7 protein-coding genes and 1 pseudogene are annotated in these 5,795 nt (G+C 61.2%); 1 reads left to right on the top strand and 7 read right to left on the bottom strand.

Features of this window, described 5'->3' with window-relative positions; genetic code table 11:
- Positions 1–675: 675 nt before the first annotated feature.
- From FXV83_RS43450 to FXV83_RS41095, 4 genes are read right to left on the bottom strand one after another with little or no spacing between them, the layout of a single operon-like run.
- Positions 676–813: a hypothetical protein gene (locus FXV83_RS43450; protein ID WP_187436535.1), complete on the bottom strand. Its 138-nt coding sequence runs from the start codon at positions 811–813 to the stop codon at positions 676–678.
- A 21-nt stretch (positions 814–834) separates the two neighbouring features.
- Positions 835–1,515 (bottom strand): HipA domain-containing protein, encoded by a 681-nt coding sequence (locus tag FXV83_RS44765; RefSeq protein ID WP_235940609.1) that lies wholly within the window; start codon positions 1,513–1,515, stop codon positions 835–837.
- 13 nt (positions 1,516–1,528) lie between these two features.
- Positions 1,529–2,071 (bottom strand): HipA N-terminal domain-containing protein, encoded by a 543-nt coding sequence (locus FXV83_RS44760; RefSeq protein ID WP_235940608.1) that lies wholly within the window; start codon positions 2,069–2,071, stop codon positions 1,529–1,531.
- Positions 2,072–2,115: 44 nt separating this feature from the next.
- On the bottom strand, positions 2,116–2,403 hold the full coding sequence (locus FXV83_RS41095) for a helix-turn-helix domain-containing protein (RefSeq protein ID WP_148745720.1): 288 nt from the start codon (positions 2,401–2,403) through the stop codon (positions 2,116–2,118).
- A 112-nt stretch (positions 2,404–2,515) separates the two neighbouring features.
- Between FXV83_RS41095 and FXV83_RS44755 the strand changes: the two are divergent.
- A pseudogene (locus tag FXV83_RS44755) lies at positions 2,516–2,873 on the top strand (serine O-acetyltransferase); the annotation flags it as partial.
- 29 nt (positions 2,874–2,902) lie between these two features.
- Here the strand turns inward: FXV83_RS44755 and FXV83_RS41085 are convergent.
- From FXV83_RS41085 to FXV83_RS41075, 3 genes are read right to left on the bottom strand one after another with little or no spacing between them, the layout of a single operon-like run.
- Entirely contained in the window at positions 2,903–3,814 is a 912-nt protein-coding gene (locus FXV83_RS41085; protein WP_235940607.1) for an ABC transporter permease, read from the bottom strand.
- Positions 3,771–4,634: an ABC transporter ATP-binding protein gene (locus FXV83_RS41080; protein WP_148745719.1), complete on the bottom strand. Its 864-nt coding sequence runs from the start codon at positions 4,632–4,634 to the stop codon at positions 3,771–3,773. Before FXV83_RS41080 ends, FXV83_RS41085 begins: the two co-directional genes overlap by 44 nt.
- Positions 4,631–5,656 (bottom strand): ABC transporter substrate-binding protein, encoded by a 1,026-nt coding sequence (locus FXV83_RS41075; RefSeq protein ID WP_235940606.1) that lies wholly within the window; start codon positions 5,654–5,656, stop codon positions 4,631–4,633. Before FXV83_RS41075 ends, FXV83_RS41080 begins: the two co-directional genes overlap by 4 nt.
- Between the last annotated feature and the right edge of the window lie 139 nt (positions 5,657–5,795).

Below are 5,795 nucleotides of genomic sequence, written 5' to 3'. Positions count from 1 at the left end.
TTTTTGCTCACCGCTTCGACTACTGCTCCCCTCGGCAGTAGTACCGCCGAGGCCAAATAGTAGGCATCGTGCTCTTCTGATTTATCGTATGTTCTGCCATATGTTTCGGCTACCCGGGCAATCTTCGTGAGCTTGTCGCCTAGAAGGGATGTGCCAGTATGCGCCAGGCACCGTCACTCATTGTCTCTGCCAGATTGGTTGGCTTCCGCCCGAGTTAGAACTCTCCACCAGTGCTTGGCCTGGCTTGTTAGGTGTGTCGCTCTCGCAACGTCACAATTGTTCCATTGGCCTTCGAATCGTTTTTGACTTCACAGGGGGGAGTCCGGCGTTTGATTGTGGCGGACCCGGGAGGCTTTTATCTCGAAGACATTTTGAGGCGGGTCCAAGAGATCGCTGTCCAGCGCCAGCGGCCTCTTCGTTAGCTTCATCGCGAGAGGCCATCCGATGCCGATGCAAGTATGGACTGTAGCTACGTCGATCGGCTGGACAGTCGCCGCGGCCGTGATCCTGCTCTATTTGATCTTCGGACCTAGCTAATCCGGCGCCCCTTAAAGGGTGCGAGACGCCTAAACGTCATTGATTTGGGGCCCGCGCCAAACAGCGAATTAGAAAAGCCCGCAGAGGAGAAATCGTGTCTGCCGGAGCCATGTCGTAAGGTGATGCTACCCGCAGCGACTACGCGGCTGCCACGGAGCGAGCACCCACTGACATCGTCGACGTCGACATCGATATCGGGATGCCGATCACGGTGGTGCTGATGCTGGTGCTGCCGATGATGATCATCATTGGCGTCGACAACGACATGTCGATCATGCTGGCGGCCGTCGCCGGAAACTATGCCTCACCGAGCAGTCGACGGCATTGCCCGGCTCTTGCGATCAGGTGCTCGGCGAGACTCCCGATGATGGCATTGTCCAATCCGTCTTTCTGCGCTTGCTTCCGTACGGCGGCTACAATGTCCGGAAGCTGCTCGGCCATGGAAATTAGTCCGGCGATCACCTTGTCAGGATCGAGGCGCGTTTCGCGCGCGAACTTCTGCCAATCGCGTAAACTAATCTGGCTGAGCTTGTAATCACCGTCGATTTTCATCGCGAGCTTGATCTTCTGCAGATCGACGTCATCGTAGGGAAGAATGCTGGCGATGTCGTAGAGCGGCGCGAGTCGTACGTGAGGGCCTCCAGCCAGCAGCAGTGAATAATTCTTGGCATGAGCATCCGTACCCGCAATCAGCCAATTGAAGCCTAGCGCGTCGACAAACGTGTCAACGTCGGCGACACGATCCGTGGAGTAGGTGCGCAAAAGCTCGATCACATCGGCAGGGCTTGGTCCGCCATCGTTTTGATACTTCATGGTAGGCAGGATGCCGAGCGCCTGGCAGATATCTTCCTGGTGGACACGGACGATCTCGTTCCCACTGAACTGCCGGTCGTAGCGCTCGATGACGATGGCGATTTCCTTTCCGAAATTTATCACCTTGGTGTCGGCGACGGGCAGACCGAGATTACGCGCAAGCATGAGGCAGATATGTTCATTTTCCGCGTGTCCATCGAAATGGCCGGGTCGGCGGTTTGAGGATATGCGTCGTCGGAATGCACCCAGAGAGAATTCCCCATTTGCCCTTTTGCAGAAGCAAAGCGGTTTTGGGTTGGGCACCCGCAAGGCTGAATTGTCCGGTATCGCGCGGCAACCGCCAGGCGGCGTGATCCTCGCGTAAGATTTGTAGGCGTTTGGCGATCGCCGTCTCGTCGAGCCAATCGACCTTGTCCTCGGCGCCGCTTCGCAAGGCGTCCAGCCGATCAGGCGTGACGAACTGAATGGCACCCGCGCAATCCTCGCCGACGTAAGAGATAAGAGCAAACACGTTGCGCGCGGACGCCTGAAATCTTCGAGCCCATTGTTCGAGCACGCGTTCGTTATCCGGCAGGAGTCCCCAGAGGAAAGCCTGCACGGCGGAAGGACCGTGCTCTTCGGCCGCGAGCGGCATGGACAGCGACAGCGGATAGGCTCCTTCGGCCTGGCGCCACTCCTTGTCATAGACAAAGGTGAGCCGGCCGCGGGCGTCATTGCGCACGCGGCCGATTTCCCGACCATCCAGCAGAGCAACAAGTTCGCTTGTCATGCCTTTTTCTTCCTGGCCTTGGCCACGATGGCGTTGATATCGATGGCTTGCCTGGTGGCCTCGCGGGCGGGCGCTTGTTCGGTACTCGCATCCAGGCGAATGTCCAGGGCGTCAAGGGCGCGAAGGATCAGCCCGAGTTCAGCGCGCGCGTGACCGTGCTCGACTTCGATCACCCATTGGCGGCTGACGCCAATGCGTTTGGCAAACGTCGATTGATCGAGTTTGAGTTTCTTGCGTCGGTCGCGAAGGACGGCGCCGAGTTCGGCCGGCGTGCGTATGAGCATGGGAGGGGATTTCCAAATGTCAGCGTTCGCTTACTTTAACATATGTCGACGTTCGTTGACAAACTCAAAACGTCACCGATCGATGACATCGAGAAATGTCATCGATCGCTGACATATCAATTTCGGCATCGATATTCACCCGGCCCCAGCATCGGTTTCGGCTCCGGCTTCTTCACCGATTATGGCACCGGGGTCGTGATCGGCCATTATCGGCGACAGTGTCTGCATCTATCAGGCGGTCACGCTCGAGGCGCGACTTTCCGACGGATGACAAGGGCAAGGTGATCAGGGGCGACACCCGCCATCCGATCTTGGACGACGGCGTCGTGATCTACGTCGGCGAAACGATCCTTGGCCGAATCACCATCGGCCGACTCACGATCGGCCACGGATCGACCATCGGCGGCAATGTCTGGCTGATCCGTGACGTGCGGCCGAACAGCATGGTGACGCAGGCCACCGCGCGGAACACGTTCCGAGCGGCATCTGATCCCTTATCTCAAGCCGTCACTGGCGATTTCCACCGCATGAAGCGCCGCTCCAGTGCCTCCAGAATGGCATTGAACGCCAGCCCGATGACAGTGATGCCGAGGATGCCGAAATACATCTGCGGAATCAGGAAGCTGTACTGGCTGTTGATGATGAGATAGCCGAGGCCGGCCTTGGCACCGACCATTTCGGACGCAACCAGCACCAGCATGGCTGACGCGCTGGCCAGGCGAATACCGACGAAGATAGTGGGAAGCGCCGCCGGAACGATCACCTTGCGAAACAGCTGCTCCGGGGTTGCACCCATGGTCCGCGCCGACTTGATCAGCAACGGATCGACTTGCTTTACCGCGGCAACGGTATTGAGCAGGAGCGGCCAGGCGCAGCTATAGATGACCATCGTGATCTTCGACAGCTCGCCGATTCCGAGCAACAAGATGAAGACCGGCAGCAGCGCGAGCGGCGCCGTGTTGCGGCAGATCTCGATGAACTGGTTCACGAGATCGCCGAGTCGGGCATACCAGCCGACGGCCACGCCAAGCGGGACGATCAAGGCGACCGAAATCAGAAATCCGCTCAAGGCGCGCAGCAGGCTGGCGGAGACGTCATCGTAGAGCTCGCCGGTTTGCGCAAGCTGCCAGCCTGCGGCGATGACCTCCGAGAAGGGTGGCAGGAACACGGCATCGATCAGCCCGAGCCTGGGAGCCGCCTCCCATGCTGCGAAGAGGGCAATCAGCAGCAATGAGCGGCGCCCGAAGGCAGCCAGCCCGCGGGCCGCGGCGTGGATCCGGTCCACCACCGGCGATGCCGGGCTTTCCACGCTGGTGCGCGGCTCTCGGCGCCCGTGCGCAACCTCCAGCAATGGCAGCATCTCGAGGCTAGACATGGGTGACCTCCTCCACTTTTCGATCTGCGCGCGCACCAGCGCCGGCGGCCAATTGTCCTTGCTGCGCTTTCAGCACTTCCTCGCGTAACGGGCCCCAGACCTCGTGGCGCACGCGGCCGAATTCAGGCAGCGAGCGCACGTCGTCGGCCTCGCTGCGCAGCACGTCCGGAATGTCGATGATCTGCTTGATCCGGCCCGGACGCGACGTCATCACCGCCACCCGCTGGCCGAGCACGATGGCCTCGTCGATACCGTGGGTGATGAAGACGATCGTCTTGCCGGTCGCGCGCCAGATCCGCAGCAGCTCACCCTGCAGCGTCTCGCGCGTCTGGGCGTCGAGCGCGGCGAACGGCTCGTCCATCAGCAGCACCTCGGGATCATAGGCGAGGCTTCGTGCGATCGCGACACGCTGCTTCATGCCGCCGGAGAGCTCATGCGGATAGCGGTCGGTAAAGCCGGACAGCCCGACCAGGTCGAGGAAATGCCGCGCGATGTCGAGACGCTGCTTGGCCTTGAGCCCGGCGATATCGAGACCGAACTCGACATTCTGCGCGGCGGTGCGCCAAGGAAACAGCGCATACTGCTGGAACACGATGCCGCGGTCGCGACCGGGTCCGGCAATCGGCCGGCCATCGAGCAGAATCCGGCCGCTGGTCGGCAGCGTGAGCCCGCCCAGCAGATCGAGCAAGGTGGATTTCCCGCAGCCGCTTGAGCCAACCAGGGCCAGGAATTCGCCGGAGCGAACATCGAGCGTGATGTCCTCCAGAGCGGTGAAGTGGCGGCCTGGTCCGCCGCCCTCGCCACGCACGACGAACTCCTTGCGGACATGCTCGAACCGGATCTTGACAGTGGTCATTGGGCCTCCGCCGTCTTGCCCGGACGGAAATAGTTGAACGCATTGGTGTAGGTGTCGGAAGCCTTGACCTGACCCGGCTTGAACAGGCCGTCCTTCACCAGCCAGTCGATCCACACCTGGATTTCGCTGTCCGAGATCACGCCGCCCTTGGACGCAACGCCGGTGCTCTTCCAGTATTTGATTGAGGAGGCATCCTCGTTGCGCTTGCGCTCGGCGATGATCCTGTCGAACCGGACTCGCACCTCTTCCGGCGGTGTGATCTGGGCCCATTCGATAGCCCGCGAAATCCCCTCCACCAGCTTGCGCGAGGCATTGGGATTGTCCTTTATGAACTTCTCTCGCAGCACATAGGCGCCGCCGGTGAACTGGCCGAACAGATCGGTGTCGGCAAAGAGCGAGCGGATGCCGCCCCGTTCCAGCGCCTTGTCGCGCAGGACACCGCCCAGCGCGCTGACCTCGACCTGGCCCTGGCGCAACGCTTGCTCGCCGCTGACCGGCGGGATCGCCACCAGCGTGACCTGCCTGGCTTCACCTGCGCTGAGGCCGTTGCGGGCCAGATATTCGCGGAGCACGAATTCCAGGTGGGCGCCGAGCGTGTTGACCGCGACCTTCTTGCCGATCAGGTCGCGCCCTGCCTTGATCGGGCTGTCCTCCTTCACGAAGTAGCCGTAATAGGTGTTGGCGTCGGAGCCGTAATAGCCGACTACCGCCTTGACCGGCACCTTCGCCGCGATCAACTTGAGGATCGCCCCATAGAACGCGCCGCCGATGTCGATATCGCCGGTGACGACGGTCTGGATGTCCTGCGGCCCGCTGATGGTGTTACCGATCCATTTGAGCTTGAGCGGCGCGAGATAGCCGAGGTCCTCGGCCAGCTCGATAAACGTCACCTGCCCGGCCGATCCCTGGTACCGGATCTCGGAGTTCTCGAGCGGCGGCTCCGCGAATGCCTGGGCCGTGAGCCCGAGCGCCACGGCGCCGGCCAACAAAACCCGCAACGTCTTGCGGGTGGCACGTCCCAATCGGGCGCGCCTTGCGCGACGCAATCGAAGTATAGCGTTCATCATTGCGAACTCTCCTGAGCGAATCCGGATCAAGCGGCTTTGGCGGTCTGGGGCTTGGATGTCTTGACGCGCGTCACGCTGCGCCGACCGTCGACGC

Origin of the sequence: Bradyrhizobium hipponense, assembly GCF_008123965.1 — a bacterium.
Lineage (GTDB): Bacteria > Pseudomonadota > Alphaproteobacteria > Rhizobiales > Xanthobacteraceae > Bradyrhizobium > Bradyrhizobium hipponense.
This window is presented reverse-complemented; position numbering and strand designations above follow the sequence as displayed.